This window comes from Cryobacterium sp. TMT1-66-1 (assembly GCF_004403435.1).
In the GTDB taxonomy this organism is placed as follows: domain Bacteria; phylum Actinomycetota; class Actinomycetes; order Actinomycetales; family Microbacteriaceae; genus Cryobacterium; species Cryobacterium flavum.
Window position 1 is genome coordinate 110,220 of the sequence record NZ_SOGP01000021.1, and the last position, 26,929, is coordinate 137,148.

General features: G+C 65.0%; 23 protein-coding genes and 1 tRNA gene. 8 read left to right on the forward strand and 16 right to left on the reverse strand.

Annotated elements, in window-relative coordinates:
• Positions 1 to 26 precede the first annotated feature (26 nt).
• The 4 genes from E3T29_RS14705 to E3T29_RS20350 form a co-directional block, all read right to left on the reverse strand.
• Positions 27 to 542 carry a GNAT family N-acetyltransferase gene (locus tag E3T29_RS14705; RefSeq protein ID WP_134346346.1) on the reverse strand — a complete coding sequence of 172 codons (516 nt, stop codon included), beginning with the start codon at positions 540 to 542 and terminating at the stop codon, positions 27 to 29.
• A gap of 334 nt (positions 543 to 876) precedes the next feature.
• Positions 877 to 996, reverse strand: coding sequence for a hypothetical protein (locus tag E3T29_RS20765; RefSeq protein ID WP_370449180.1), 120 nt, complete (start codon positions 994 to 996; stop codon positions 877 to 879).
• Positions 997 to 1,706: 710 nt separating this feature from the next.
• Positions 1,707 to 2,147 (reverse strand): GyrI-like domain-containing protein, encoded by a 441-nt coding sequence (locus tag E3T29_RS14715; RefSeq protein ID WP_134346347.1) that lies wholly within the window; start codon positions 2,145 to 2,147, stop codon positions 1,707 to 1,709.
• A 252-nt stretch (positions 2,148 to 2,399) separates the two neighbouring features.
• The gene (locus tag E3T29_RS20350) at positions 2,400 to 2,960 is read right to left on the reverse strand and encodes a hypothetical protein (RefSeq protein WP_241987837.1); all 561 of its coding nucleotides are present in this window, start codon (positions 2,958 to 2,960) and stop codon (positions 2,400 to 2,402) included.
• 88 nt (positions 2,961 to 3,048) lie between these two features.
• Between E3T29_RS20350 and E3T29_RS14725 the strand changes: the two genes are divergently transcribed.
• From E3T29_RS14725 to E3T29_RS19725, 5 genes are all read left to right on the forward strand, one after another.
• The gene (locus E3T29_RS14725) at positions 3,049 to 4,503 is read left to right on the forward strand and encodes a proton-conducting transporter membrane subunit (RefSeq protein ID WP_092340664.1); all 1,455 of its coding nucleotides are present in this window, start codon (positions 3,049 to 3,051) and stop codon (positions 4,501 to 4,503) included.
• On the forward strand, positions 4,500 to 6,938 hold the full coding sequence (locus E3T29_RS14730; protein WP_166789999.1) for a putative inorganic carbon transporter subunit DabA: 2,439 nt from the start codon (positions 4,500 to 4,502) through the stop codon (positions 6,936 to 6,938). Before E3T29_RS14725 ends, E3T29_RS14730 begins: the two co-directional genes overlap by 4 nt.
• Positions 6,935 to 7,252, forward strand: a complete 318-nt coding sequence (locus E3T29_RS14735; RefSeq protein ID WP_233197391.1) for a transcriptional regulator — start codon at positions 6,935 to 6,937, stop codon at positions 7,250 to 7,252. The genes E3T29_RS14730 and E3T29_RS14735 overlap by 4 nt, the downstream gene beginning before the upstream one ends.
• The gene (locus E3T29_RS14740) at positions 7,249 to 8,088 is read left to right on the forward strand and encodes a DUF6671 family protein (RefSeq protein ID WP_134346349.1); all 840 of its coding nucleotides are present in this window, start codon (positions 7,249 to 7,251) and stop codon (positions 8,086 to 8,088) included. The genes E3T29_RS14735 and E3T29_RS14740 overlap by 4 nt, the downstream gene beginning before the upstream one ends.
• Before the next feature lie 541 nt (positions 8,089 to 8,629).
• Positions 8,630 to 8,950, forward strand: a complete 321-nt coding sequence (locus E3T29_RS19725; protein WP_241987842.1) for a tyrosine-type recombinase/integrase — start codon at positions 8,630 to 8,632, stop codon at positions 8,948 to 8,950.
• Between the two features lie 35 nt (positions 8,951 to 8,985).
• Here the strand turns inward: E3T29_RS19725 and E3T29_RS14750 are convergent.
• From E3T29_RS14750 to hisS, 7 genes are all read right to left on the reverse strand, one after another.
• Positions 8,986 to 9,062 (reverse strand) — tRNA-Leu (locus E3T29_RS14750).
• 73 nt (positions 9,063 to 9,135) lie between these two features.
• Entirely contained in the window at positions 9,136 to 10,638 is a 1,503-nt protein-coding gene (locus E3T29_RS14755; protein ID WP_092340660.1) for an NAD(P)/FAD-dependent oxidoreductase, read from the reverse strand.
• A gap of 22 nt (positions 10,639 to 10,660) precedes the next feature.
• Positions 10,661 to 11,977: a S8 family serine peptidase gene (locus E3T29_RS14760; RefSeq protein WP_241987838.1), complete on the reverse strand. Its 1,317-nt coding sequence runs from the start codon at positions 11,975 to 11,977 to the stop codon at positions 10,661 to 10,663.
• Positions 11,974 to 12,516, reverse strand: a complete 543-nt coding sequence (locus E3T29_RS14765; RefSeq protein WP_134346350.1) for a DUF501 domain-containing protein — start codon at positions 12,514 to 12,516, stop codon at positions 11,974 to 11,976. The genes E3T29_RS14760 and E3T29_RS14765 overlap by 4 nt, the downstream gene beginning before the upstream one ends.
• Positions 12,513 to 13,016 carry a septum formation initiator family protein gene (locus E3T29_RS14770; protein ID WP_241987839.1) on the reverse strand — a complete coding sequence of 168 codons (504 nt, stop codon included), beginning with the start codon at positions 13,014 to 13,016 and terminating at the stop codon, positions 12,513 to 12,515. Before E3T29_RS14770 ends, E3T29_RS14765 begins: the two co-directional genes overlap by 4 nt.
• Positions 13,017 to 13,136: 120 nt before the next feature.
• The gene (gene eno / locus E3T29_RS14775; RefSeq protein ID WP_104130191.1) at positions 13,137 to 14,417 is read right to left on the reverse strand and encodes a phosphopyruvate hydratase; all 1,281 of its coding nucleotides are present in this window, start codon (positions 14,415 to 14,417) and stop codon (positions 13,137 to 13,139) included.
• A gap of 116 nt (positions 14,418 to 14,533) precedes the next feature.
• Positions 14,534 to 15,787 carry a histidine--tRNA ligase gene (gene hisS, locus E3T29_RS14780; protein ID WP_104130190.1) on the reverse strand — a complete coding sequence of 418 codons (1,254 nt, stop codon included), beginning with the start codon at positions 15,785 to 15,787 and terminating at the stop codon, positions 14,534 to 14,536.
• A gap of 95 nt (positions 15,788 to 15,882) precedes the next feature.
• Between hisS and E3T29_RS14785 the strand changes: the two genes are divergently transcribed.
• Together E3T29_RS14785 and E3T29_RS14790 are read left to right on the forward strand one after the other, a co-directional pair.
• Positions 15,883 to 16,890 (forward strand): ABC transporter ATP-binding protein, encoded by a 1,008-nt coding sequence (locus tag E3T29_RS14785; protein ID WP_174776432.1) that lies wholly within the window; start codon positions 15,883 to 15,885, stop codon positions 16,888 to 16,890.
• Positions 16,887 to 17,969 carry an ABC transporter permease gene (locus tag E3T29_RS14790; protein ID WP_174776433.1) on the forward strand — a complete coding sequence of 361 codons (1,083 nt, stop codon included), beginning with the start codon at positions 16,887 to 16,889 and terminating at the stop codon, positions 17,967 to 17,969. Before E3T29_RS14785 ends, E3T29_RS14790 begins: the two co-directional genes overlap by 4 nt.
• A 3-nt stretch (positions 17,970 to 17,972) precedes the next feature.
• On the opposite strand, the gene E3T29_RS14795 is transcribed toward E3T29_RS14790, so the two are convergent.
• The gene (locus E3T29_RS14795) at positions 17,973 to 18,725 is read right to left on the reverse strand and encodes a MazG family protein (protein WP_134346351.1); all 753 of its coding nucleotides are present in this window, start codon (positions 18,723 to 18,725) and stop codon (positions 17,973 to 17,975) included.
• Between the two features lie 147 nt (positions 18,726 to 18,872).
• Between E3T29_RS14795 and nhaA the strand changes: the two genes are divergently transcribed.
• A complete protein-coding gene (nhaA, locus tag E3T29_RS14800) occupies positions 18,873 to 20,240 on the forward strand; it encodes a Na+/H+ antiporter NhaA (RefSeq protein WP_134346352.1) in 1,368 nt (455 codons plus the stop codon).
• A 312-nt stretch (positions 20,241 to 20,552) separates the two neighbouring features.
• Here nhaA and mfd read toward each other — a convergent pair whose 3' ends face one another.
• From mfd to manD, 4 genes are all read right to left on the reverse strand, one after another.
• On the reverse strand, positions 20,553 to 24,182 hold the full coding sequence (gene mfd, locus E3T29_RS14805) for a transcription-repair coupling factor (RefSeq protein ID WP_134346353.1): 3,630 nt from the start codon (positions 24,180 to 24,182) through the stop codon (positions 20,553 to 20,555).
• Positions 24,183 to 24,200: 18 nt separating this feature from the next.
• The gene (gene pth, locus E3T29_RS14810; protein WP_134346354.1) at positions 24,201 to 24,785 is read right to left on the reverse strand and encodes an aminoacyl-tRNA hydrolase; all 585 of its coding nucleotides are present in this window, start codon (positions 24,783 to 24,785) and stop codon (positions 24,201 to 24,203) included.
• Between the two features lie 56 nt (positions 24,786 to 24,841).
• Positions 24,842 to 25,456, reverse strand: a complete 615-nt coding sequence (locus tag E3T29_RS14815; RefSeq protein WP_134346355.1) for a 50S ribosomal protein L25/general stress protein Ctc — start codon at positions 25,454 to 25,456, stop codon at positions 24,842 to 24,844.
• Positions 25,457 to 25,699: 243 nt separating this feature from the next.
• The gene (gene manD, locus E3T29_RS14820; RefSeq protein ID WP_134346356.1) at positions 25,700 to 26,929 is read right to left on the reverse strand and encodes a D-mannonate dehydratase ManD; all 1,230 of its coding nucleotides are present in this window, start codon (positions 26,927 to 26,929) and stop codon (positions 25,700 to 25,702) included.

A 26,929-nucleotide genomic window follows, 5' to 3' on the forward strand; every position in this document is an offset into this window, starting at 1 on the left:
CGACCTCACTCCGAAAGACGAACCTCTTACGGGGTTGATGGTTCAGCGTAGGCAACCATCTGTACCCGGTACCCATATCGGTCAAGTCCAAGTTCGGCCTCGACGCCGACCAGGGAACGATGAAATTGCGTGGATGGCTCTTCCTCGACAAAACCGGCACTTGCGTAGAACGGGGCATTCCACGGGACGTCCGCGTAGGTTCGAAGCGAGATGCGGTGGTACCCGCGCTCCTGCGCTTGGATTTTGGCGGCCTCCACGAGCGCCCGCCCCCAACCCTTCCGCGCCTCCGCCGGCGCTACGGACAGCTGCTCCAAGTGGCACAGGCCGTCGACCTCGAGAACATGAACAAACCCGCCAACGTGACCGTCGTCGAGCTCGACGACAAGGATGAAGCCGGGCTGCGACGCACGAGCAGCTCCAGAGGGGGCGGCAGCCCAACCCTCCGGCTTGAGTGTGTTGATCAAGAGCTGGTCGGCATCGTTTTCAATCTTCTCGATGACGTCGAGGTCTCCCGATCGCGCAAGGCGAACTCTGGCTGACATGTGACCAGTGTACGGATCGGCACGTCAGGGGGACATCGGGCTGTGCCAGCACGCGAGGCGGGGTCTCGAGCACCTCGTGTTTGAAAGGGAACCCTCTGCGGGACGGCTTTCGTCCGTTTGCCGCAGCGAGGGGATCCCAGCGCGGGTCCGTGTGGATCTTGAGCTCGGCAGCGGCGGCCACCGCCGCAGCAGTCTCTGGTCCGAAGAGATGCACAACCAATGCGGCGATCATGTCAATTCCTGCCGCAACGCCTGAAGACGTCCATCAGCTGCGGTCCTCTACCCACCGTGCTTGAGTGACCCATTCGACGGACGAACCATACGACGTCGCCCATCAGTACGCACGTTTATTAGTCGTCGCTCGAAACCCGTCGAGCAGCCCGGCCGCGGCGAGCACAGCGGCCCCGGTGCACACCGACGTCACGAGTCTTGCCTCGCTCCCCCACGCTGCCAGCCTCTCGAAGAATTCGGCGTCGTTGACGAGCGAGCGAGTACCTCGTCCTCCAGGAACAAGACGATGCCGGGAAGTTTCGCGTCACGATACCCAACGGTCGCCATGACCTCGGCACCCTGACTGCTCCTCACAAGCCCTTGAGAGGAGCCGACCCATTCGACAGAAAACGCCTGCGGCAGCATTCCGAGTAGGCCTAACGGGCCAAAAACGTCGAGTAGCTCGAAACCGTCGAAGAGGACAATCGAGACGCGCCGGTGAGATTCGTCCAGGCCATCTGACAGCCCGAGCGGTTGGCCGTATCTGGGTTTGTCATTGCGCGGAAAACCACCCGGTCGCTCGCGATAGCTTCCGCAGACTCAGCACTGCCTTGAAAAATGCGATGAGTGCGACGAGGACGAGAACGCCTCCGGCCAACAAGGTCTGTCGACCGAAGGCTGCTCCACCCAGCGAGTCGGAGAAGCAATGTGGGCGGGCTGGACGAGAACGCCCGCAAGGGAAACAGTCAACGGGAGAGATCTCGGGTGGACTACGTGAATTCCCGAACTCGCTGATTTTGTGCCACACGGGAAAGATGACCTGCCACCGAGTCCCTCTCTCAACAAGTAGACGAGGCTGCCGCATCCGGACGACTTCGACAGCTGCGCGGATCACTGGCATTGCACGGCGGTTCGGCCGGTATAGCCTGATCTCGTCGTGAATGGGGGCGGCCGTCAGATGAGAATGTCGACGTAAAGTTCGTGCGGTTGTTGAACATCATCGGCCGTGTATCCGACATCGAGCTTGCGGTTCCCGAGAGTCAATCCCTGCTCTGCAGCCCAGTCATAAATCGTCTGGTAGCCGCCTGCGATGGTTGCCACCGAACCGTCATGCCGGTGGTGGACGAATCTTCCACCGGGAAGGAGCGCAACAGCCATACCATCAGGCACTGCAACGTCGGCGACGACAGCTACTGCTCCAATAATCTCGCGGTAACGGCCGTCGCCTAAATGGTTGCTGGCCTCGACGAAGACGCCTGTGCCTAAGGCGGGCAGCTCGTCTTGACGGGAAAACAGCTCGCGCCAGGCCGCAGGTATCTCGGAGCGTAGCTGGCCGAAGTCAGCGACAACTTCGATTCCGATGACGGCAGTTTCACCAAGTTCAACAATCTCCATTGGTCCCTCCCAGGCTTGGCCCCGAACGATTTACTCGTGTATCCCAGAATGATAGGGCCTCGCCACTCTAACCAGAGGGACTGTTGTCGGCTTGATGGCCTGAATGGTCGGATCCAGATCCGTAGGCAGATGGTCACCAGACAGAAAGTTCACTTCGACCGGTGCACACAATTCTGCCAACACACACGCCTGATCTCACAGGAGAAAAACCTGAAATACAAGCAATTCACACTCATCCGTTCCCCCAAACGATCATCCTCGAATTTGTCTATGGATAGCCAGAGTTGAAGAATGCCACCACCCACCACCGACCGTAAGCCGAACGGTCAGCGGACACCCCAACGTTCGGGAGTGGATCTCGCCGTGGAGGGCAGTTTCTCTATAGCTGCAAGTGAAGTCAAGGCGCGCCATGACCTCTGCAGGGGCGTGCCAGAGGATCGCGCCCAGTCGATCGACGGCGATCGAGCGGACCTGCTCGGCCTGGGCCTTGGAGTCCTGAGGCAGCCCGGTCGTGCCGGCGGGCCGTAGAGCTTGAAAAGCAAGCAGTTCCCCGATGCGGTGGTCGCGGTCCAGCGGGTGCCGTAGCGGCATCGCCGTGTTCAGGCGGTAGAGGTTGCGCCGCCCGTTTCGCTCCCGCTCCAGGTAGCCAGCCTCTTCCAACTCGGTGACAATGCGTTGCGCTGCCCGCTCGGTGATGCCGACCTGCACTGCCACGTCCCGCAGCCAAACGTTCGGGTTATCGGCCACACACAGCAGCACGTGCGCGTGATTGGTCAGAAACGTCCAGTGCGTCATCAAATTATTGACCCCCACGGGACCCGCTTTTCCCCATTGCTAATTTCCGATCCACAACACATGTTATATTTATCGTGTTTTATGTTACGTGTTATGAGGGGCGGGTATGAACGGCAACCAACTGAACCAGCCGGCGGAGGTGGTCGCACGTCTCGTAGCGGTGGTCATGGGGGTCGGATTTTTGGTCACGGTCGTTGCCATTCCGGTCATCTTCTCCTCGGGCTCTCTGCGCGTGGGGATCCAGCGGTCGACGCTGCAGGTGGATGGCCTGGCGGTGGTGTTATCGGCGTTGGTGCTAGGCCTCAGCGCCCTGATCCAGAGCTTCGCGATCCGCTACCTTCGAGGCGACTCACGCCAGCTCTGGTTTGTGGCCGCCTCCGCCTTATTGACAGGGTTCACCGTTCTGATGGTGTGTGCAGGCTCCGTCGCGGTATTTGCAGTCGGGTGGATCGGCGCGGGAGCGGCGTTGGTACTGCTGCTGGGAACGTATTTTCCGCTAGCTCAGGCTCGGCGCGGGAAGCGGGCCACCGCGGTGAGGTTCATCCTCGCCGATGCCGCGTTCGTGTCCGCGGTGGTGGTGCTGCTGGTGGCGGGTGGCGGGGACCTGTCCTGGGCCCGGCTGGGTGCTGTGGTCACGGGCCTGCCGGTGCCGGTGCAGGTGATCGTGGCCGGGCTGCTGGCGACAGGTGCGTTCGCACGCTCCAGCCAGATCCCTTTTCACGGCTGGTTGCCGTTCACTTTGGCGGCACCCACTCCTGTGTCCGCCCTGATGCACGCCGGTGTCGTCAACGCAGGCGCGATCCTGTTGTTCCGGTTCGCTCCCGCCATTGCTCTGCACGCCTCGGTCATGACGATCGTTTTTCTGGTGGGAGCGACAACACTCACCTACGCTGCTGCGGTGCGGTTGGTGCGTGCGGACGTGAAGGGTCGGTTGGTGTTTTCGACGATGGGGCAGATGGGATTCATGATCATGGCCTGCGGCCTCGGGCTGTTCGCCGCCGCGATCTTCCACCTGATCGCTCACTCCCTCTTCAAGTCCGCACTGTTCTTGGGAGCCGGCGCGGGCATCACCCAACACACCGTCAGCCGCGACCTACCCGACCCGAAACCTCGCACCCGTGTCAGTTACGGCATCGCGGTAGCGGTGGGTGTCCTCGTGCCAGGCGGCACGCTGCTGGCCGCAAAACTGGTCCTGGCGCCCACAGCCTCAGCGGCAACGATCGGCTTGCTCGGCTTCGTCTCCCTGACCGCCTCCGTCGCCCTGGCTTCCGCCCTGATCACTCACTTCACGCTCCGCACCTTCGTGTCCGGTGTCGGCGCGACAGTGCTCCTCCTGGTCGGCTACGTCGCGTTCCTCCACACTTTCACCGCTGCCCTACAGCCGGTCTTCTCCATCACTGCTGCCCCCGCATGGCTGCTGCTGCTTCCGGGGCTCAGTCTGCTGGGCGTGCAACTGCTTGCCAGCACCCAGTGCCTCACCGGTTTCCGCAATCTCGTCTATGCCCGCGCTGTGACGACGACCGTATCCCGACCGCCGAGTGTTCAGAGAGTTGTGTCATGAGTTTGATTCTTCGCGCGCAGATCGCGTCTGCCGCCCGGAACATCGTGTCCGGGTGGCCGGTGGAGTCGTTCATCGCCGTGAACCCCTTGGCCGGCCACGAGGCCGACCCTTTCCACACTGTCACCGCGGCGGGGGTTGCGCTGACCCGCGATCAGCACGACTATTTGGAGGATCTGAGGAAGGGCCGCATTACCGATGCCGACCTTGCCCAAGCAATCAGCGAACGAATCCCGGAACTTTCCTCCGCCACGTTCAGCGTGGACGGGCAGACGGTCCCCGCCGTTCGAGTCGCCGTCCTCGACATGACCACCGCCTCGTGGGCTCCGATCCCGACACCGTCCGCACCTTCGCGCTCGACGCGGTGGCTTGATGAGTATCTGGCTGCATGGTTGCCCGCGGGCCTGACCCCGGATCCGCTGTGGCCAATGCCTCACATCGAAGACGGGTTCTTTGGGGCTTGGCGCCGCCTGGCCCTCCGGGACCCCTGTCTGCCTCGGGCCGCGCGACGGACCCTGCGGGAAGCACCAGTGCAGGCGGACGCGGCCCTCGACTGGGCGCTGGCCCGGCTCGCTATCGCCCCAGAACTGATCCGGGGTACCCTCGCCCAAGAACTGGAGCACCAGCCAGGATGGGTCGGCTACATCAAGTGGCGGGCAGAAAAGCACGGCGATATTGACCTGACCTCCTACCTCGCCAGCCGGTTCGTCCTACGAGCAGTGCTCACCCTCCCAGTGGCAGCAGTGCCGTCGCCCGCTGGCGTAGCCGATGAGCGGGCCGGGCTCTGGCAGCGGGCTGAACAGCTCACCGCGCGCCTCAGTGAACGACCCACGCGTGAAGCCGTGGCGGCCATTGCCCGCGTGCTGGCCCACCACCCGATCACTGAGCACCCGTTCACCTGGCAGAAAGCCTACGAACTGCACTACCGCACCACCCTGATCCGGTCCCTGAGCCCGGCGACTTCGACTCGTGGAGTGCGGCCCACATTTCAGGTGGTGATGTGCATCGACCCCAGATCGGAAGGCATGCGACGTCACCTAGAAATCACGGACGAGGTGGAGACGTTCGGGTTCGCCGGGTTCTTCGGGGTACCCGTCCGGTTCGCCCGATACAGCGCCCGCGGGAGCATCAACTCGCTGCCCGCTCTGCTCACGCCACGTCACACCCTCACTGAGGACCCGACCGACACCGTTCACGCTGAGAAGTATGTGGCGCGCGGTCGTGCCCGGGACGCGCTTCGTCGGGCCGTGCACAACGCTGACTCCAGCACCGCAACCCCCTTCGCGTTCGCGGAAACGGCCGGCTGGCTCTACGGTCCAACCAGCATGCTACGCACCTTTGCACCCAGCCTGCATCGACGACTGAACCGCTGGCATTCAGTTCCGCTGCATAGTTCTGTGACGATCGCGGACGCTTTCACGCTCGAGGAACGCGCCGGCATCGCCGAAACCGCCGTAAGGATGATGGGAATAACCGATTTCGCACCACTGGTGGTGTTGGCCGGACATTCCTCCGAGTCGGCCAACAACCTCTACCAGTCCGCCCTGGACTGCGGCGCGTGTGGCGGAAACCCTGGCGCTGCCAACGCTCGCGCCGCCGCAACAATCTTCAACGACCCGGCCGTCCGGGCGCTGCTGATGCTGCGAGGAATCGACATCCCGGAAGACACGGTTTTCGTCGCAGCCGACCACAACACCACCCGCGACACCATCACCCTGCTCGACCATCACCTCGTCGCCGACACCCACCGCGGCCTGACTAGCCAGTTTGATCAGCTGCACTACGACGCTGGACTAGCGCTCCTGAACGAGCGCGCGGCAGATCTTCCGGGAGCGACGAGGAGGCAGTCCCCAGCACGGGTGCGGGCGCGGGCGTATGACTGGGCGGAGGTGTACCCCGAGCTCGGGCTCGCCGGCAACGCCGCTATGGTCATCGGCTCCCGCACCCTGACCCGCGGGATCGACCTCGGCCGGCGCGTGTTCCTGCACTCCTACGACACCTCCCTCGACCCGGACGGGACCGCCCTGGAGACAATCATGACCGCCCCCCTTGTGGTCGCGCAGTGGATCAACCACCAGTACTACTTCTCCGCGCTCAACCCCGACACCTTGGGTGCGGGCACGAAAACCATTCACAACGCCATCGGCACCATCGGAGTGATCGCCGGTCAGGCCGGGGACCTCCGGCGCGGGCTGCCCTGGCAATCGGTCGGGGTCGGCACAACACTCTTCCATGAGCCGATGCGGTTGGCCGTCATCATCGAGGCACCCCTGGAGCGGATCGGTGTCATCATCTCCCGCAACCAGGTGCTGAGGAACCTGTTCGACAACGACTGGATCACCCTCACCGCCCGCAGCACCGCCCACGAACCCTGGCACCAGTACGGCGCCTACGGGTGGAAACCGACAAACTCGACCACGGAAGGGACCTCACTGTGAACAACCTGACTCAGATGACTCGACTGGAGGTGATCGTACCCGCCCGTGACGCTTCCGCCATCCGCGAATTGATCACCACCGCCGGCGCCACCGGCTACACCTCGGTATCCGGGGTGTCTGGCATCGGCCACCATGGCCAACACTCTGGTGCCCTGCTGTTCAACGAATACGACACCCTCACCATGCTCATCACCGTCCTTCCCCCGGGCAAAGCCGGCGAGCTCATCGACGCCATCCGCGAGCTGCTCAGCACCTCCAGCGGAGTCATGTTCGTGGCCGACACCTACGTCTCCCGCCCCGAGTACTTCCAATGACTCCCCGCCCCACGCACTACAAAGACCGCCACATCACCTTCGCCACCATGCACGGCAAAGAACACCTCGCACGCGACGCATTCCGCGACGTTCTCGGTGCGACAGTCACCGCCCCCGAAGGACTGGACACCGACCAGTTCGGAACCTTCGCCGGCGATATCCTTCGTACCCTCACCCCCAGAGCTGCCGCCCGCGCAAAAGCTCGCCTCGGCATGCAAATGGCCAGCAGCACCCTCGGTCTTGCCTCCGAGGGAAGCTTCAGCGCAACCTTCGGGCCGGTCGAGCACATGGAGATTCTGCTGTTCATCGACGACGACCTCGGACTGGAACTCATTGAAGGCACCCGCACCACCTCCCCCATCCCCGGAGGCCACACCATCACCGCGGCACCCCAAGCCCGACGTTACGGTGAAGCGCTAGGCTTCCCCGCCCAAGGAGTGATCGTGCAAAGCACGAAAGCTGCCCTAACCACCGCCCACAAAAACATCACGAACCTTGACCAGCTTGAGCAGACCGTTCAAGCAATGCTCAAGAATGGGTCCACCGTGATCGTTCTACCCGACTACCGGGCGCACCACGCACCCTCCCGCGCAGACACCATCCGAACCCTCTGCGCCCAAATGGCCCAACGTCTCGCCACCGAATGCCCCACCTGTCAGACCCCCGGGTTCGGGCAAGTCGACGTCGAACACGGCCTCCCCTGCTCCCAATGCGGTTCCCCGACCCGCGTCATCGCCGCCGACATCCACGCCTGCGGCAAATGCGACCACCGGACCAGAGTCCCACGCGACAACACTCGCGCCGACCCCACCTGGTGTGACTACTGCAACCCCTGACCCGACGCCCGCGTCCAGGCCAACCCCCACGACGCCACGAATTTCGATTCATTCCGAGGCACCTTCCCGAGTGGTGTCGACGGCGTTGTTTCCCTCGCTGAATCGCCCCAGGTTTACTGCCGTTCCTATGCGGATTGCGGCTCTCGGTTGAGGGCCGCGTAGCGGGCTTGCTTGAACTCGGTTGGTGAGAGGTATCTGAGGCTCGGTGAAGCCTACGGTTGAAGAAACCGCACACGTATCTCTCACACGAACAGGTAGACCTGCTCGCAACCTCGGCGACGACGCACGGAACAGTCATACTAACCCTCGCCCACACCGGCCTACGCTGGGGTGAGGTGACCGGATTACGGGTGCGAGACGTGGACCTCACCCGCAGGCGTCTGGCGGTACGGGAGAACGCCGTGCGGGTCGGCGGCAAGATTCTCCTCGGCACGCCCAAGTCGCACGAGGCACGCACGGTTCCGTTCCCGCCGTTCCTGGCGGACCGCCTGGCACTGCTTGCGCCGACAAGACACCCGACCAGATCCTGTTCGGCAACGGGCTGTCGCACCAGCGCACCCCGTCAACTCGGGACGGCTGGCTGGTCTACGCCCTCAAACGCGCCCGGGAGGTCGATCCGACTTTCCCGCGCGTCACGCCGCACGATCTACGGCACACCGCCGCGAGCTTGGCTGTGTCCGCCGGCGCGAACGTCAAAGCGCTGCAGCGGATGCTCGGCCACGCCTCGGCCGCGATGACCCTCGACGTGTACGCGGAGCTCTTCGACGACGACCTGAACAGCGTCGCAGTGGCCCTCGATCAGGCCCGAATGATTTCAAGTCTGGGCGGAATGTGGGCAAACAGGGTACTGAAGCCCCGGTGACCAAGTTAAATCCCAGATCAGAGTAGAAATTCTCGTGGTGCCCCCACTGGGACTTGAACCCAGACTGTGACGATTTTAAGTCGTCTGCCTCTGCCAATTGGGCTATGGGGGCATACCCGGTGACGGGCAGTTACAGCGTAGGTGCTGCCGAGCGCGAATACCGCCCGGCAGCACCTACCGAAAAGCTACTTCGAAGCGGATGCCTCAGCGGCCGCCTTCTCCGCAACCGGCGCCTGCGCGGCGGGTGCCTTCGTGGCGCCAGCGGCGGCATCCGCTGCAGCAGCCTTGACCGTGGGCTTGCGCGGCGCACGAGGCGCACGCGGAGCCGTCGGCGCCTTGGCTGCGGGTGCAGCAGCAGCCGGTGCCGGCGGCTTCGGACGCGACGCGAACTCTTCGAACACAGCACGCGGGTTCTCGGTGGCGCCGAGCGACACGACATCGCGACCGAGGAACACGTTGTTGACCCAGCCCCAGACGACGCGCAGTTTGCGCTCCCAGCTGGGCATGGCCAGGCCGTGATAGCCGCGGTGCGCGAACCAGGCCGGCAGACCGGTGATGGCGAGGTTACCGCTCTGGAACACGCCGACACCAATGCCGAGACCGGCCACGGCACCGAGGTTCTTGTGCAGGTACTGCACGGGCTCTTCGCCGCGCAGCACAGCAACCAAGTTCTTGGCGAGCAGCTTGCCTTGACGCACGGCGTGCTGGGCGTTGGGCACGCAGTTGCCGCCGACACCGCCACCGCTCAGGTCGGGAACGCAACTCACGTCGCCGGCACCCCAGGCGTCAGCGATGATGTCGTCTTCGGTTCCAACACGCAGGTCGGCACGAACCTGCAGACGACCACGCTCTTCAATCGGCAGATCAGTGTGACGCACGATCGTGGGGTTGGCCATGACTCCGGCCGTCCAGACGATGAGGTCGGTCTCGAAGGTCTCTCCGGTGGAGAGCTCGATCTTGCCGTCGACCGCGCTGGTCAGCTGGGTGTCGAGGTGAATCTGCGCACCGCGACCGGCCAGGTTGTCGATAACCCACAGGCTTGTCTTGAGCGAAACCTCGGGCATGATGCGACCCATGGCTTCAATGAGATGAAAGTTGGTCTCTTCGAAGCTGATCTCCGGGTAGAGGGTAAGCAGCGAGGTGGCGAAGGAGCGCAGCTCGGCGAACACCTCGATACCAGCGAAACCGCCACCGACCACGACGAAGGTAAGCAGACGTTCGCGTTCCGGGCCAGCCGGCAGGGCAGCGGCCCGGTCGAAGTTGGTGAGCACGCGGTCGCGAATGGCGACGGCTTCTTCGACGGTCTTCAGGCCGATGGCCTGGTCGGCAACACCCGGGATCGGGAAGGTGCGCGACACAGCACCGGCCGTGACGACGACGATGTCGTACTTGAACTCGTACGGCTCACCGATCGGCGGAGTGATCGTGGCCGTCTTCTCGGCGTGGTTCACGTACGTAACCTTGGCGGAGACAACATTGGTCTTCTTGAGGTGCCGACGGTGCGACACAACCACGTGACGCGGCTCGATAGACCCGGCAGCCACCTCCGGCAGGAAGGGCTGGTACGTCATGTACGGCAGCGGGTCAACAATGGTGACCTCGGCTTCGCCGGATCGTAGCCATTTCTCGAGCTTCCACGCCGTGTAAAAACCGGCGTAGCCGCCACCAACAATGAGAATTTTGGGCACGATGAGAAGGCCTCCTACATGATTATGTTTGTGCGAAATCTTTGGGGTTGCGCCGAATTCGCTTGATTTGCCGAGTGGCCCCAATGCCCAACAGCGTTACTAGGATACCAAACACCACGAGTACAGCGAGCGGCAGACTGATATAGGTCAATGTCAGTTGGTTGGGAAGCCAGGCCGTGAGCACGTTCTGGGTCGGTAGCGCCGGGTCGTCGTCCACGGCTGCGGGCGCCTCGGCGGCGGGTTCCTCGGTGGGAACCACCTCGATCTGGGCCCGACGGTGCAGGGTGATCCACTCCGTCAGCAACTCGCTCGGAGTGGCCCCGGTCGCCGGAGCGACATATCGGGTCACCGCGGCCGCGGCATCGATCAGACCATTGCCGTAGATCGGGCTCGGCACTGATTGCCCGTTCGCGTTCGCGGTGGCGATCACCCGGTTCATGACCCCCGCCGCGTCAAGGTTGGGATACGCGGCTCGAACCAGCGCAACGAGCCCGGACACAATCGGCGCCGCCGCGCTGGTTCCGTCCCACTGCACGTACGACGAGTCCGGCATGACACCCACCAACTTCTCACTCGGAGCGGCGATGGCGATGGTGATTCCCTGCGAGGACGCGTCGAAACTTGCCGTCTTGTTGCGGTCAACACCGGCCACAGTGAGCACACCGGGAATAGTCGCGGGAGCACCGACCTCGGTGGTACCGCTCCCCCGGTTGCCGGCCGCAGCAACGACGACGACATCGTTCTCAAACGCGTAGAGAAAGGCGTCGTCCCAGCTTTCCGGCCAGTACAGCGTGTTGCGAGTCAGCGACATATTGATGACATCAGCACCGTTGTCGACAGCCCAGCGGATGCCCTGCGCGATCTGGTCATCGTTACTCACCGCGGAACGGGTGCTTCCGAACCCGACCGACACCGCCAGAATGGATGCTTCCGGCGCCACCCCGATGAGGCCCGCGCCGTCACCGGTTCCGCGACCGGCCAGCAGCGAGGCCACCAGAGTGCCGTGCTCTCCGTCATCGTCGTCGCCGGCGACCGGCGTCTGGCCATTTGCGGAACCGAGGCCGGAAACATCCGTTCCCCCGGTCACGACGCCGTTCAGCTCGGGAACGCTGCCGTTGACCCCGGAGTCGATGACGGCGACGGTGACGCCAGCGCCCCGCGTGGTGTTCCAGGCTTCGGTGAACCCGTAGTCGTTCAGCCAGTACTGCAGGTCACGAATCTGGTCCGCGTGGGCTGCGGGCGCGTCGACCATGACGGAGCCGGCGATAGTGCCGGCGAACAGCGTTGTGGCGAGGGCGAGCGCGACACCGGTGGTGACAGGGCGAGAGCGTGCGGTCACTCCGAAGCCGACCCTGAAGCAGCGGCCAACGCGGTGTAGTCCAGGCAGACACAGACCGTGGGCGACCAGGCCGCACGCGCCAGCGCGAGGTCGCCGATCGGGTTCACGCCGGGCCCGGCGGCCAGGGAGTGCGCGGCGAGGGCGTGCAGGCACTTGACCCGGTTCGGCATGCCGCCGGAGGAGATCCCGGCGATTTCCGGCACGGTGCCGAGCTGGTCGCGGTCGAACAGAAAGCTTTCGTGAGCGTGCTCGTAAGCTGCCCGCACCTCGTCATCGTCGGCGAGCAGGTCGTTGTATTCGTTCATGACCTGGGTGGCCTCGAGCGAAGAGATCGCCGCCGTCGCGGCCGGATGGCAGAGGTAGTACAGCGTGGGAAACGGGGTGCCGTCGGCCAGCCGGGGAGCCGTGGCCACCACGGTCGGCGCTCCGCAGACACAGCGAGCGGCGATGCCGACCACGTTTCGGGCCGGGCGACCGAGCTGCGCCGAAACGAGATCGATATCGGCCGCAGTGAACGGGTCGAACGGCGGCCGGGTCATGGCACCACCGGTGCGGGTGCTTGCGGAGCGAGGCCGGCCGTCATGGTGGAGGCGAACAAGGAACCCAGCCAATCAATTGTGGTGCTTTGAATATTGGTGCTGACCGGGCTCGTATCCGCTTCGAGCGGAGCGACGACCGGCAGATCGTTGATGACGAGAAAGCTGATGTCTCCTGGCAGCACGTACGACAGCCGCTCTCGGGCCTGCGTCGTGACATAGGTGCGGTCGTTCCAGCGCTCCCGCTGGCTCGTGAGCTGGTCGACCTCGGCTTTCTGGTCGGCGACAGCTGCACTGAGCTGGCTGATTTGCTGCCGCTGTTCGGCGTAGGTGCGCAGACTCGGCGCGAGCACCACGACGGCAAGAATCAGTACGACCATCATCACGAGGGAAAATCCGGAGAAGCGGATGCTGCGCAGCCAGCCGCCGGCGGGCGTCTCGGTTTCCGAAACAGCGGGTTGCCGTGCTGCCGACGTGCTCTGGGCAGGTCGTTTCTGATCCACGGCAACTCCTTCCGCTGGCTGAACGTGCTGGTGAAAATGGTACCAAGTGAAAGCTGTGGGCCCCCGACCAGCCGAATCGGTGGTCGGGAGCCCGCTCCCGTGCTTTCTTGTGGGGCGCTGTTACGCGGTGAAGCGGGGGAACGCGGTGCGACCGGCGTAGACCGCGGCCTCGCCGAGTTCTTCTTCGATGCGCAGCAGCTGGTTGTACTTGGCGACGCGCTCGCTGCGCGCCGGCGCACCGGTCTTGATCTGGCCGGCATCCGTTGCGACGGCGAGGTCAGCGATGAAGGTGTCCTCGGTCTCGCCAGAGCGGTGCGAGATGATCGCCGTGTAACCGGCGCGCTGGGCGAGGGAGACGGCATCCATCGTCTCGGTCAGGGTACCGATCTGGTTGACCTTGACCAGAATGGAGTTCGCTGCCTTGAGCGTAAGGCCCTTGGCCAGACGCACCGGGTTGGTGACGAACAGGTCGTCTCCGACGATCTGCACCTTGTCGCCGAGCGATGCGGTGAGGTGCACGTAGCCGTCCCAGTCGTCTTCTTCGAGCGGGTCCTCGAGGGAGACGAGCGGGTAGTCGGTGACAAGCTCGGCGTAGTACGCGCTCATCTCTTCGGCCGAGAGCTTCTTGCCCTCGAAGTTGTAGCTGCCGTCCTTGAAGAACTCGCTCGCGGCCACGTCGAGCGCGAGGGCGATGTCCTTGCCGGGAACGTAGCCGGCGTTTTCGATGGCTTCGACGATGAGGTCGAGCGCAGCACGGTTGCTCGGCAGGTTGGGAGCGAAGCCGCCCTCGTCGCCGAGGCCGGTGGACAGTCCCTTGGACTGCAGCAGCGCCTTGAGCGAGTGGTAGGTCTCAACACCCCAGCGCAGGGCCTCGCTGAACGACTCTGCTCCGAGCGGGACGATCATGAATTCCTGGATGTCGACATCGTTGTCGGCGTGCGAGCCGCCGTTGATGATGTTCATGAGCGGCACGGGCAGGGTGTGCGCGTTCGGGCCACCGAGGTAGCGGAACAGCGGCAGCCCGGCCGAGCTCGCTGCGGCCTTGGCCACGGCCAGGCTCACGCCGAGGATGGCGTTGGCGCCGAGACGCTCCTTGTTGTCGGTACCGTCGGCTTCGATAAGCACGAGGTCGACAATGCGCTGGTCGGTCGCGTCGATGTCTTCGACCGCGGGGCCGAGGTCGTCGATGACGGCTTCGACGGCTTTGAGCACGCCCTTGCCCTGGTAGCGGGCCTTGTCGCCGTCGCGCAGCTCGTAGGCCTCGAACACGCCGGTGGACGCTCCGGACGGCACGGCAGCACGGCTGACTGTTCCGTCGCCGAGCAGAACTTCGACCTCGATGGTCGGGTTGCCACGAGAGTCGAGAATTTCGCGTGCGTCTACTGCCTCAATTAGGGCCACAACTGTCTCCTGATTTGTCGGGGTGAACGTCTGGGTGGACGCTCGGATGTGTCGCGGATTCAGTCTAACCAAACCCGTCAGCCGATCCGCTGAACTGCAGGGGCCGGCCGGTCCGCTCAGACGCCGAGCGGTTTGAAGTCGAGATCGTCGCTGGTCACGGTGTCAGCGGTCACAAACGCGAAGCGTCCGTAGCCGGCCTCGCCGGCCCGATCGAGCAGGGCCTTGAGGTTCTTGGTGCGGCGTTCCAGCCGCACCCGCAGCCCTGCGGCAACGAGGTCGCGCTTGAGGGCGACCAGACTCACCGGGTCGGCGTCCTTCTCGTGCACCAACACAACCGCGTTAAGAGCGGATGCGGCATCCGCTTGCAGCAGGTCGACGATGCGTTCAAAGCCGATCGAGAACCCGCAAGCTGGCACGTCGGTGCCGAGGAACCGACCGATCATGCCGTCGTACCGGCCGCCACCGCCGAGGGAATAGCCAAGCGACGGGTGGGAGATTTCGAAGATGGTGCCGGTGTAGTAGCCCATGCCGCGCACCAGGGTGGGGTCGAACTCGAGGTCGACGCCGGGGAGTGCAGCGCGAAGGGCTTCGAGGTCGGCGAAGGCCGCCGGGTCGAGCCAGTCCGGCGCACCTGCCCCGAGGGCCCAGCCGCCGGTACCGAGCTCGGTGAGCAGCGTGGCCAGGTCGGGCGCGTCGATGCCGAGGGCTTGCAGTTCGGCGGAGACGCCGTCGACACCGATCTTGTCGAGCTTGTCGATCACGATCAGCGCCCGCTCGGTCAGCTCGGCCGCGACTTTCCAGTGGGCGAGCAGCGCGGAGAGGATGCGCCGGTCATTGATTCGAATGCAGAAGCCGGTGAGGCCGAGCTTTTCCAGCGTTGCGGCCGTCGCGGTGATCAATTCGATCTCGGCGAGCTGGCCGGCTTCGCCGATGATGTCGATGTCGCACTGCATGAACTGGCGGTAACGCCCCTTTTGCGGGCGTTCGGCTCGCCAGACCGGAGCGATCTGAATCGACCGGAACACGGTGGGCAGCGCGGCACGGTGGGTGGCATAGAACCGGGCGAGCGGAACCGTCAGGTCGAAGCGCAGGCCGAGGTCGGCCAGGGACGCGAGGTCGTTTTGCTCGGCCGCGGCGGCAACATCCGCTGGGCTGAGACCGCGCTTGAGCACCGCGAAAGCGATCTTCTCGTTGTCGCCGCCCAGGCCCGAGTGCAGGCGGGCGGCGTCTTCCATGACCGGAGTTTCGATCTCATCGAAACCGTGAGCACGAAAACTGTCGCGGATAATGCCGAGCGAACGCTCACGCACGGCCTTGTCGGCGGGGAGAAAATCGCGCATACCGCGCGGTGGGGTCACTGCAATAGCCATGGGGCAATTCTCTCAGGTGCCGTCGATGCGTTTCACCGCCCAGCCCCGAACGGGAGCCCCCCTAGACTCGGGGGAAACAACTGGGGGTGGTGGCTATGTCAGCGACGACGATTTTCGGCTCGGAGGGGATCGTGCCGAGCGGCATCGCGGTGACCGGGGTGAGCCGGGCATTCGGCAGCGTGTTCGCGCTGCTCGATGCGACCCTCACGGTACCGGCCGGGTCGGTCACGGCACTGATCGGGCCGAACGGCTCGGGCAAGACCACGCTGCTGCTCATGCTCGCCACGCTGCTCACACCCGATGCGGGCAGCATTCGCATCAACGGTCACGACCCGGTCACCGAACCGGAGCGCGTGCGCGCCCTGATGGGCTGGATGCCAGACACCCTCGGCTCCTGGCCGAGCCTCTCCGCCCGCGCGGCCCTGCAGACCACCGGGCGCATGTACCGCATGACCCGCGAGCAGGCCGCCGTGCGCGCCGACGAGTTGATCCTTCTGACCGACCTCACGGACTTCGCCGACCGACCCTCGCGGGTGTTGTCGCGGGGCCAGAAGCAACGACTGAGCCTGGCCAGGGCGCTCGTGCACTCCCCCGGCGTACTGCTGCTCGACGAGCCGGCCTCCGGCCTCGACCCGGCAGCCCGCGCCGCGCTGCGCCAGCTGCTGAGACGCTTGGCCGGTGAGGGCGCCGCCATCCTCGTGTCCAGTCACGTTCTCGCCGAGCTCGACGAGATGGCGGATGCCGCGGTGTACCTGTCCGACGGCCGCACAGCGAGCCCGGAGCAGGTGGCCGCGGCCGGCGCGAGCGCCAGGGCCTGGCGCATCCGCTCACTCGATGAAGCAGCCTTGGAACGTGCGCTGGCAACCCCCGGCGTGGTCGGTGCGCTCGTGCAGGTTCTCGGCGTTGACCAGCTCGGAACCCTCGTGCAGGTCGAGAACGAAGCCTCGGCCGCGGCCCTGCTGCACAACCTCGTGCTGAGCGGGGTTCCGGTCTGCGATTTCGGCCCGGCCGTCGGCAACCTCGAACACACCTTTCTCGACCTCACCCGGGAGAGACCGGCACGACACAGTTCGATCGTCGTCAACCCGGAGGTAACCCCATGAACAAGCGCGTGTTCCTGACCGGACTCTGGCTGATCGTCACCCTGGAACTGCGCCAACGGGTGCGCGGCGTCTCCTGGTACGTACTGCTCGGCATCTTCATGCTGCTCGTGGGGATCGTCACTTTTCTACTCTGGCTGGCCACCTCCGCCTGGCTGTCCGGCGGTGGCGGCGTGTTCTCGACCATCATCTTCTTCGTGCTGCTGCTCGGCACGTTGGTCTCGCCGGCGCTGTCTGGCAATGCGATCAACGGCGATCGGGATGCCGGCACCCTCGCCACCACGCAGGTCACGCTGATCAGCACGGGGCAGCTCGTGCTCGGCAAGTTTCTGGCCGCCTGGATCACAGCGCTCGCCTTTCTCGCGGCGACACTACCGTTTCTCATCTTCGCGGTCGTTCTCGGCGAGGTCTCCCTCGGCACGATCAGCGTCTCCGTACTCGTGCTCGCCGCCGAGCTCGGGGTCATCGCTGCGGTCGGCGTTGGGCTGTCGGGCATCCTGACCCGGCCGCTGTTCTCGATCGTGCTGACCTATCTCGTGGTCGCGGCACTCAGCCTCGGCACGCTTATCGCCTTCGCGCTGCTCGGTACCGCCACGCAGCAGGACGCGACGAGTGTGAACTACCAGGTGGTGTCGTCGACCTACGACGAGCAAACCGGCAAGCAGTCCGACATCGTCTGCTCCACCGCGCAGACCTCGACCTACCCGGTGCCGCGGTTCGACTACTACTGGTGGATTCTCGCGGCGAACCCCTACGTTGTCGTAGCGGATGCCGCGCCCGGCAGCTTCGATGAGAACGGCTCCCCGACCGACCTGTTCGGGCAGATCGCCGTCGGCGTTCGCGGAGCCCAGACCGCGCCGGAGTTGTATACCGAGTACAACGGATGCGACGAGGCTGCCAACGGCTCCGTCCAGGCCTACGGGCAGGGACCGACCGCACAGGAGACCTACGACGGCGCGGTGCCGAGCTGGTTCATCGGCCTCACCATTCATCTGCTGCTCGGCGCGGGCGCCCTGACCTGGGCTTGGCGTCGCACTCGCACCCCCGCGACGCACCTCCCCACCGGAAGTCGTATCGCCTAGATGTCAGGAAGGGAAGGCGATGATTCCGGCGTCGAAGGCGTCGTCATCGACCGCGTTGCCTGAAGCTGTGGGGGCTTCCGCTCCGCGGATCTCCACCTGCAGATCGCGCACGGCGGCGCGCAGGGCACGCTCCGCGTCGAGGCCCTGAGAGCGAGCCGACGCCACAATGGCCAACAGCAGCGGCCCGAGGTCGGCCTCGGACTCGATCGGAAGAGGGAAGCCCTCGTCAGCATCGAGCAGGCCGATCTTCTCGGCCCGACCGAGCACCTTGTCGGCGAGCGCCAGCGCCGGCATGCCGGTCGGAATACCGTCGAGCACACTCGTGCGCCCCGGCTTCTCCTCGGCCTTGAAACCGTCCCAGGCGGCCGAGACCTCCTCCGCCGTCTCCAGCGTGACATCACCGAACACGTGCGGGTGCCGCCCGACCATCTTCTCGGTCAGCCGGGCAGCGACTTCCTGAATATCGAAGTCCTCCTCGGGCGTGTGCGCGGCCAGGTCGGCGTGAAAGAGCACCTGGTAGAGCACATCACCGAGTTCTTCGAGCAGATCGTCACGACTGCCGACCTCGATCGCCTCGATCAGTTCATGGGTCTCCTCGACCAGGTGGCGCACGAGCGAGGCGTGCGTCTGGTCGGCGTCCCACGGGCATCCGCCGGGAGCGCGCAGCCGCGCGACGGTCGCGATGAGCGTGTCGAGCGAGCTCGTCGGCACCTCGTGCTTCGGTGCGGGGGCGGAGGAAAACAGCGGGTTCGTCATGGTCAGCACTCCTGGATCGTCGTTTCAATCGTAGGCGGGCCTGCTGCCAGAGGGTCGCTCAGGTACGTCGTGTATTCTGGTGCACGGTGAGCCGGGAAGTCTGGTCGGCAGTTGCTTGTGCGCGCTCGAAACACCAGAGGAATTCTTATGACCGAACCATCCAATCTGCCTACGCCCCCGAAATCTGCACCGTCAACCGCGATCATTCTGCGCCGCGGCAGCCACAACGAGTTTGTGCGCATCTCCGGTATCCTGCGCAAAGAAACCGTCGGCGGAGCCATTCTGCTCGCCGCCACCGTGGCCGCGCTCATCATGGCCAACTCCGGATTCTCCGACGCCTACTATGCCTTTCGCGACTACAAGATCGGCTACACACCTTGGCACCTCGAGCTGAGCCTCGGCGCCTGGGCGGCTGACGGATTCCTCGCGATCTTCTTCTTCCTCGCCGGGCTCGAGCTCAAACGCGAATTCGTTGCGGGTGACTTGCGCAGCGTCAACCGCGCCATCGTGCCGGTGGCCGCCGCCGTGGGTGGAGTAATCATCCCCGCGGTCATCTACGTGCTGATCAACCTCGAAACCGGAGCTGAGACGCTGCGCGGCTGGGCGATCCCTACCGCGACCGACATCGCCTTCGCTCTCGCCGTGCTCGCCGTGATCGGCTCAAAGCTCCCGCCGGCCCTGCGCATCTTTCTGCTGACCCTCGCCGTGGTCGACGACCTGCTCGCCATCGCGATCATCGCCTTCTTCTACACGACCGACATGAATGTTCCGCTGCTGCTGCTCGCGATCGTGCCGCTGGCCCTGTTCTGGGTGTTGACCCACAAGTTCTCCTACTTCTTCGGAACGCGGGCTTGGGCGGCGTGGACGCTACTTCTGCCTCTCGGTTTCATCGTCTGGGCGCTCGTGCACGGTTCCGGCGTGCACGCGACCGTAGCCGGGGTGCTGCTGGGCTTCGCCGTGCCGGTACTGCGCAGCAAGCGTGGCGGTGGGCCCGACGCCGGGCCCGGTCTGGCCGAAACTTTGGAACATCGCATTCGCCCGCTCTCCAGCGGATTCGCGATTCCCGTATTCGCCTTCTTCTCGGCCGGCGTCACCCTTGGCGGCGCAGCCGGCCTGTATCAGGCGATCACCGACCCGGTTGCGATCGGCATCGTCGTCGCTCTCGTCGTCGGCAAGCCGATCGGTGTGCTGCTGGCAACTTTCATCGTCACCAAAACCACCAAGGCCACGCTCGACCCCGACCTGGCCTGGATCGACGTCATCGGCGTCTCCCTGCTGGCCGGCGTCGGTTTCACCGTCTCCCTACTGATCAGCGAACTGGCCTTCGGCCAGGGCAGCCCGCACGACGACCACGCCAAGGTCGCCATTCTGGTCGGTTCGCTCCTGGCCGCCTTGCTGTCCACGGCTATCCTGCGTTCGCGTAACCGCCACTACGGTCGGATCGCCGAGAAGGAAGCCATCGACAGCGACAACGATGGCATTCCGGATGTCTACCAGTCGGAAGAAGCCCGATAGCGCCCGACACGTTCCGTTGCTGAGCACCACTCGAGTCGGCCGCGCGGGACCTGCGCCAGTGCGCGGGGGTTCCGGTAGCGGGCATCCGTTCGGCCGTGTCGCAGTGCGCCGGAGGTACGCCAGTGCGCGGGAGATCCGGCACTGATACGGGTCCGACCGAGCACGCTGCGCGGGACCTGCGCCAGTGCGCGGGAGTTCCGGTCTGGCCAGAACTGCCGCGCCACGCGAGGCGCTGGACCTGCGCCAGTGCGTGGGAGGTGTGCCTCGCGCGCACCGGCGCAACACCCGCGCACCGCGGAGAAGCCCCTGAAGTCAGGCCGGCCCCGCAACTGCCGGCACGGGCGGCGGAAAGATCGCGGCGAGCAGCGTCTTCGTCCACTCGATCAGGGCGTTGTCATCGAGCGGCTCGCCGTTCGGCCGCGGCATCGGCACGCTGAGCGCCCCCGTGGCCGACACGTAACGCGAGCCGGGATACATCCGCTGTAATCGCACCTGGATCGAGTCGGCCAGGTCGGCCGGTGCCACACGCAGGTTCGACCCCATGGCGACGACCTCGCTGAGGTTGGCCTGCTGGGCCTGCCAGCGCAGCCGGGACACGGCCACGAGGTTCTGCACCGGCACGGGCGGCTCACCATATCGGTCGGTGAGTTCGTCGAGCACGAGGTCGATCTGGTCGTCGGTCGCGGTGGGCGAGCTTGCGCTGGAAAGCTTCTGATAGGCCTCGAGGCGCAACCGCTCACTGTCGACGAAGTCGTGCGGAATATGCGCGTCCACCGGCAGCTCCAGCCGCAGCTCGGTCTGCCCCTCGGCCACATCGCCGCGGAACGTCGACACGGCCTCACCGATCATGCGCAGGTACAGGTCGAAGCCGACCCCCGCGATGTGGCCGGCCTGCTCCCCGCCAAGCAGATTGCCGGCACCGCGAATCTCGAGGTCTTTCAAGGCCACCTGCATGCCGGCGCCGAGCTCGTTGTTTGCCGCAATGGTGGCGAGCCGGTCGTGCGCGGTCTCCGACAGTGGCTTGTTCTCGTCGTAGAGAAAGTAGGCGTAGGCCCGTTCGCGCCCGCGACCGACCCGACCGCGCAGCTGGTGCAGTTGGCTCAGCCCGAACTTGTCGGCGCGGTCGATGATGATGGTGTTGGCGTTGTTGATGTCGAGGCCGGTCTCAATGATCGTGGTGCAGACCAGGATGTCGAACTTGCGCTCCCAGAAGTCACCGACCACCTGTTCGAGCTGTGCCTCTGGCAGCTGTCCGTGTGCCACTGCGATGCGTGCCTCCGGCACGAGTTCGGCAATCTGCGCGGCGATGCGGTTGATGCTGGTCACCCGGTTGTGCACGAAGAAGATCTGGCCCTCGCGCAGCAGCTCACGACGGATGGCCGCGGCCACCTGCCGCTGCGAATACGGCCCCACAAACGTCAAAATGGGGTGCCGGTCTTCGGGCGGAGTCGCCAGGGTCGACATCTCGCGGATGCCGGTGACCGCCATTTCCAGGGACCGCGGGATGGGCGTCGCGCTCATCGCAAGAATGTCAACGTTGGTCTTGAGCTTCTTCAGGGCGTCCTTGTGCTCGACGCCGAAGCGCTGCTCCTCGTCGATGATGACCAGGCCGAGGTCTTTGAATATGATCGACGGCGACAGCAGCCGGTGCGTTCCGATGACGACGTCGACGGTGCCGTCGAGCATGCCGGCGATCGTCTCGCGCGACTCCTTGTCGGTCTGAAACCGCGACAGGGCCCGCAGGTGAATGGGGAATCCGGCGAAGCGTTCCTTGAAGGTTTCCATGTGCTGGCTGACCAGCAGGGTGGTCGGCACGAGCATGGCCACCTGCTTGCCGTCCTGCACGGCCTTGAACGCTGCGCGAATAGCAACCTCGGTCTTGCCGAAACCGACGTCGCCGCTGAGCAGTCGGTCCATCGGGATAGGCCGTTCCATATCGGCCTTGACCTCGTCGATCGTGGTGAGCTGGTCGGGCGTCTCCACGAACGGAAAGGCTTCTTCGAGCTCGCGCTGCCACGGGGTGTCCGGCCCGAACGCGTGCCCCTTGCTGGCCATGCGCGCCGAATAGAGCTTGACGAGTTCGACGGCGATGTCCCGCACCGCCTTACGTGCCTTGGTCTTGGCACTGGACCAGTCGCTGCCGCCCATTTTGCTCAGGGTCGGCGCTTCACCGCCGACGTAGCGCGTGACCAAGTCGAGTTGGTCGGTCGGCACATAGAGCCGGTCGCCGGCGTGCCCGCGCTTCGATGGCGCGTATTCCAGCACGAGGTATTCCCGAGTGGTCTTGACCGGGTTGCGGCCACCACTGGACACCTCACGTTGGGTCAGTTCGAGAAAACGGCCGATACCGTGCGTCTGGTGCACCACGTGGTCGCCAGCCACCAGCTGCAGCGGGTCGACGACATTCTTGCGGCGACTGGCGAGCTTCTTGATCTGACGCGCGTCATATCCGACCGTGCGACCGTAGAACTCGCTCTCGCTGATCAGCGCGAGCTTGCTCTGCGGCAGTTCGAAACCGTGATCAACGGATGCTTTCAGCAGGTAGGCGATACCCGGTTCCGGCTCCAGCGGCCACACGTCCACGACGCGCACCGGCAGTTCACGCTCCGCGAGCACCTGCGCGGCTCGTTCCACGAGGCCGGTGCCCTGGGCGACGATGCCGACGACCCAACCGTCGTGCAGCCGGCTTGCGACGTGCCCGACGGCGCCGTCGACGCTGCCGGCGAAGGTAGGGACGGCATCCGCTTCGATGCGAATGGTGAGCAGTTCGTCCATCTCAAGGTGTTCGGGCAAGACGGGCGCATCGGTCGGCGCTGCCTGAAAAGTGCTCAGGGTCCACCAGCTGTGACCGGTGGCGGGCGCCCCCGGCGCCGAGTACTTCACGCTGTCGCGCAGGCGCCCGAGGGTGAGAAAATCACCGGATTCGAGGTCGATCGGGGCGTCGGCACCGGCCGTGGCGGCGCTCCACGCTGCACCGAGGAATTCGCGGTTGGTTTCGGCGAGGCTGATGGCCCGGCTCGCGACCCGTTCCGGCGAGATCACGGCGACGGCGGCGTTGGTCGGCAGGTAGTGGGTGACCGGCACCAGCCGGTCGACCAGGGCGGGAGCGAGGCTTTCCATGCCCTCGACCGGGATTCCCTCGGCGATCTTGGCCAGCAGTCCGGCCAGGCTCGGAAACTCGTGCTGCATTTCACGGGCACGCTGCCGCACCGCGGGGCTCAGCAGCAGTTCCCGGCTCGGCGGCAGGCTGACCGACTCGACCGGCTCGGGCAGTGAACGCTGGTCGGCAACACTGAACAGGCGAATCTGCTCGACCTCGTCGCCGAAGAACTCCACCCGGTACGGGTGCGAGGCGACCGGCGGGAATACGTCGAGGATGCCGCCGCGCACAGCGAACTCGCCACGCCGGGTGACCATGTCGACCCGGGCGTAGGCAACGTTGACCAGTTGCAGCACGATCGCCGCGAGGTCGTGCCCGCGCCCGCCGACCGTGAGCTCGATCGGTTCGTAGTCGGTGAGGTTGTCGGCGACCGGCTGCAGCGCGGCCCGCACCGAGGCGACGACGATAAGCGGATACCGCTCGCTCGCGTCTTGCGCCTGCCACTCGCGCATGCGGCGGAGCGCGTGCAGGCGCTTGCCGACGATCTCGGCGCTCGGACTGAGCCGTTCGTGCGGCAGGGTTTCCCAGGCCGGAAAGTCAATGATTTCAGCGCTCGTGGCGAAGCAGCCGAGGTTCTCGCGCAGCGCCTCGGATTCGCGGCCGGTCGCGGTGATGACGAACAGGGCCTGGGCATCGTCCCGGCGCAGGTCGAGCAGCGCGGCCAGCAACGGGGCACGCAGGCCCTCGGTCAGAGAGAAATCAGCGTCCCGGCTGGCATAGGCGAGGGCGTTATCGAACGTGGAGGCGCGCGCGAGCGCTGCGATTAAGCCCTGAAGGATCACTGAACGAGTCTACGCAGCCTAGGAGGGCGAGTGAAACTTCTGCTGCGCGGCCACGACGCCGTCGGAGGCGATCAGTTCGACCGCGTCGGCGGCATCCGCTATGAGGTTGGGCAGAATGCTGCGCTCGGCAGCGACAAAGTCGTGCAGCACGAAATCGGCCGGGTTCTGGCGACCCGGCGGACGCCCGATGCCCATGCGAATGCGAATGAATTCGTTGGTTCCGGTGGCGGCGATGATGTCGCGCAGGCCGTTGTGACCGCCGTGACCCCCGCCGACCTTGATCTTGAGCGTGTCAAAGGGCAGGTCCAGGTCGTCGTGCACGACGATGAGCCGGGAGACGGGCAGCGAATAGAAGCGCAGCAGGGCGGCGACCGGGCTGCCGGAGACGTTCATGAACGTGGTGGGCTTGGCCAGCACCAGTTTGGGGCCACCCGGTGAGAGGCGTCCCTCGGCGACGAGGGCGGCCGTTTTGTGACGCTTGAAGTTCGACGTGAGACGATCGGCGAGCTGCGCCGTCACCATCTGGCCGACGTTGTGCCGATTTCCGGCGTAGTCGGGCCCGGGGTTGCCGAGCCCGACTACGAGCCACAGGTTCGTATCCAGGGGATTCCTCCGTGTAAGCGGGCGAAAGCCCAGACGGAACCAGTTGATGATAAGTGCTACGCGGCGGGAGGCGTAGCGGCCGGGGTGCCGGCCGTGATGACCTCGGTCTCGGCCTCTTCTTCGTCTTCGCCACGCGGGGTGTGGATGTACGCGACGAGAGCGTCTTCATCGGAGATGAGCACGGCGCCGGTGGGCAGCGGAACGTCCTTGGCGTGAATCTGGGCGCCGTCTTCGAGGCCTTCGATCGACACGGTGACGTTCTCGGGGATGTCGGTGGCTTCAACCTCGAGCAACAGGGTCTTGGTGTCGAAGTCGGCGATCGTGCCGGCGAAGGACTCGCCGGACATGTGCACCTGAACTTCAACCTGAACCTTTTCACCCTTGCGCACGACGACGAGGTCGATGTGCTCGATGATGGCCTTCACCGGGTCCTTCTGCACGTCCTTGACCAGCACGAGCTGCTTGGCGCCTTCAATGTCGAGCTCGAGGAGCATGTTGGCGCGACGCAGCAGCAGGGCGATGCGGTGGGCGGGCAGCGACACGTGCACCGGATCGGTGCCGTGGCCGTAGATGACGGCCGGGATCTTGCCGAGTACGCGCAGCTTGCGGGCCGCACCCTTGCCGAAGTTCGTGCGGAGGTCTGCCTCGACGGCGGTAACTTCTCTAGCCATGGTATTTCTCCTTGCGGGGCCTAAGCCCAGATCGTGGTTCACGGGCCGAAGCCCGAAAAAGAGGGGTACTGATTCAACTCGAACGCATGTCAGCGTGAGGAAAAGCCCAAGGCCTCGTCCGCCGCGTCGATAACGGATGCCGCCGGCCCAGAATGCAGGCACGACACTATCCCTCGCCGAAGTTCGTTTCAATCCTACACAGTTCGAGCCACCCCTGCAGCCCGGGCGTGTCGTCGGCTTGCCTTACCAGTCGTGAACGGTGCCGTCGGCCAGACGATTGAAGGGCAGGTACGCCGTCTGGTACGGGTATTTGCCGGCCTCGTCCACGTTCAGCTGAACGCCCAGGCCGGGCTTGTTACCGGGGTGCAGGTAGCCGTCGGAAAAGCTGAAGGACTGTTCGAAAACGCTGTTGGTGGCGTCGCCGTGTTGCATGTACTCCTGGATTCCAAAGTTGTGAATGGCCAGGTCGAGGTGCAGCGCCGCCGCCATGCCCACCGGGGAGATGTCGGTCGGGCCGTGAATGCCGGACTTGATCTGGTACTGGGCGGCGTAGTCAAGAATCTTCTTCAGGGGCGAAATACCACCGGTGTGGGTGACCGCCGACCGCACGTAGTCGATGAGCTGGTCCTTGATCAGGGTTTGGTAGTCCCAGACCGTGTTGAAGACCTCACCGATCGCGAGCGGGGTGGTGGTATGCGAGCGCACCAGCCGCAGGGCATCCTGGTTTTCGGCCGGGGTGCAGTCTTCGAGCCAGAACAGATCGTACGGTTCAAGCGACTTACCGAGTCTCGCGGCCTGGATCGGCGTCATCCGGTGATGACCGTCGTGCAGCAGGGGCAGTTCGGCGCCGAACTCGCCGCGAACCCCCTCGAACACGGTCGGCAGGTGCCGCAGGTAGGCGCGGGTGTCCCAGTCTTCCTCCGCAGGCCTGGCCGCACGCTGGGCCGGTTCGTAGTCGTAGCGTTTGCCGCTGGTCTGGGTTTGCGCGGCAACGCCGTAGATGGCTTTCAGGCCGGGGATGGCAGTCTGCACCCGGATGGCCCGGTAGCCGAGCGCCTGGTGATTGCGGATGGAATCGAACAGTTCGGGCAGGTCGCGCCCCGATGCGTGACCGTAGGCGAGAATTTTGTCCCGGCTGGCTCCCCCGAGCAGCTGGTACAGCGGCATCCCGGCGGCCTGCGCTTTAAGATCCCAGAGCGCCACGTCAACGGCGGCAATCGCGGCCATGGTGACAGGGCCCCGGCGCCAGTAGGCGCTGCGATAGAGAAACTGCCAGGTGTCTTCGATGCGGTGGGCGTCGGCGCCGAGCAACAGCGGCACGACATGCTCCTGCAGGTAGGCCACCACGGCCAGTTCGCGGCCGTTCAAGGTGGCGTCACCGAGCCCGACGAGCCCGTCGTCGGTGGTGAGGCGCAGGGTCACGAAATTGCGATCCGGGCTGGTGACGATGACTTCTGCTCTGTCGATCTTCAT

Bases quoted from the DNA above. Each gene is read 5' to 3' on its own strand.
- E3T29_RS14705 (WP_134346346.1), bottom strand. From the start codon at position 542: ATGTCAGCCAGAGTTCGCCTTGCGCGATCGGGAGACCTCGACGTCATC.
- E3T29_RS14715 (WP_134346347.1), bottom strand. From the start codon at position 2,147: ATGGAGATTGTTGAACTTGGTGAAACTGCCGTCATCGGAATCGAAGTT.
- E3T29_RS14725 (WP_092340664.1), top strand. From the start codon at position 3,049: ATGAACGGCAACCAACTGAACCAGCCGGCGGAGGTGGTCGCACGTCTC.
- E3T29_RS14730 (WP_166789999.1), top strand. From the start codon at position 4,500: ATGAGTTTGATTCTTCGCGCGCAGATCGCGTCTGCCGCCCGGAACATC.
- E3T29_RS14740 (WP_134346349.1), top strand. From the start codon at position 7,249: ATGACTCCCCGCCCCACGCACTACAAAGACCGCCACATCACCTTCGCC.
- E3T29_RS14765 (WP_134346350.1), bottom strand. From the start codon at position 12,516: ATGACCCGGCCGCCGTTCGACCCGTTCACTGCGGCCGATATCGATCTC.
- hisS (WP_104130190.1), bottom strand. From the start codon at position 15,787: ATGGCTATTGCAGTGACCCCACCGCGCGGTATGCGCGATTTTCTCCCC.
- E3T29_RS14785 (WP_174776432.1), top strand. From the start codon at position 15,883: ATGTCAGCGACGACGATTTTCGGCTCGGAGGGGATCGTGCCGAGCGGC.
- E3T29_RS14790 (WP_174776433.1), top strand. From the start codon at position 16,887: ATGAACAAGCGCGTGTTCCTGACCGGACTCTGGCTGATCGTCACCCTG.
- E3T29_RS14795 (WP_134346351.1), bottom strand. From the start codon at position 18,725: ATGACGAACCCGCTGTTTTCCTCCGCCCCCGCACCGAAGCACGAGGTG.
- nhaA (WP_134346352.1), top strand. From the start codon at position 18,873: ATGACCGAACCATCCAATCTGCCTACGCCCCCGAAATCTGCACCGTCA.
- E3T29_RS14815 (WP_134346355.1), bottom strand. From the start codon at position 25,456: ATGGCTAGAGAAGTTACCGCCGTCGAGGCAGACCTCCGCACGAACTTC.
- manD (WP_134346356.1), bottom strand. From the start codon at position 26,929: ATGAAGATCGACAGAGCAGAAGTCATCGTCACCAGCCCGGATCGCAAT.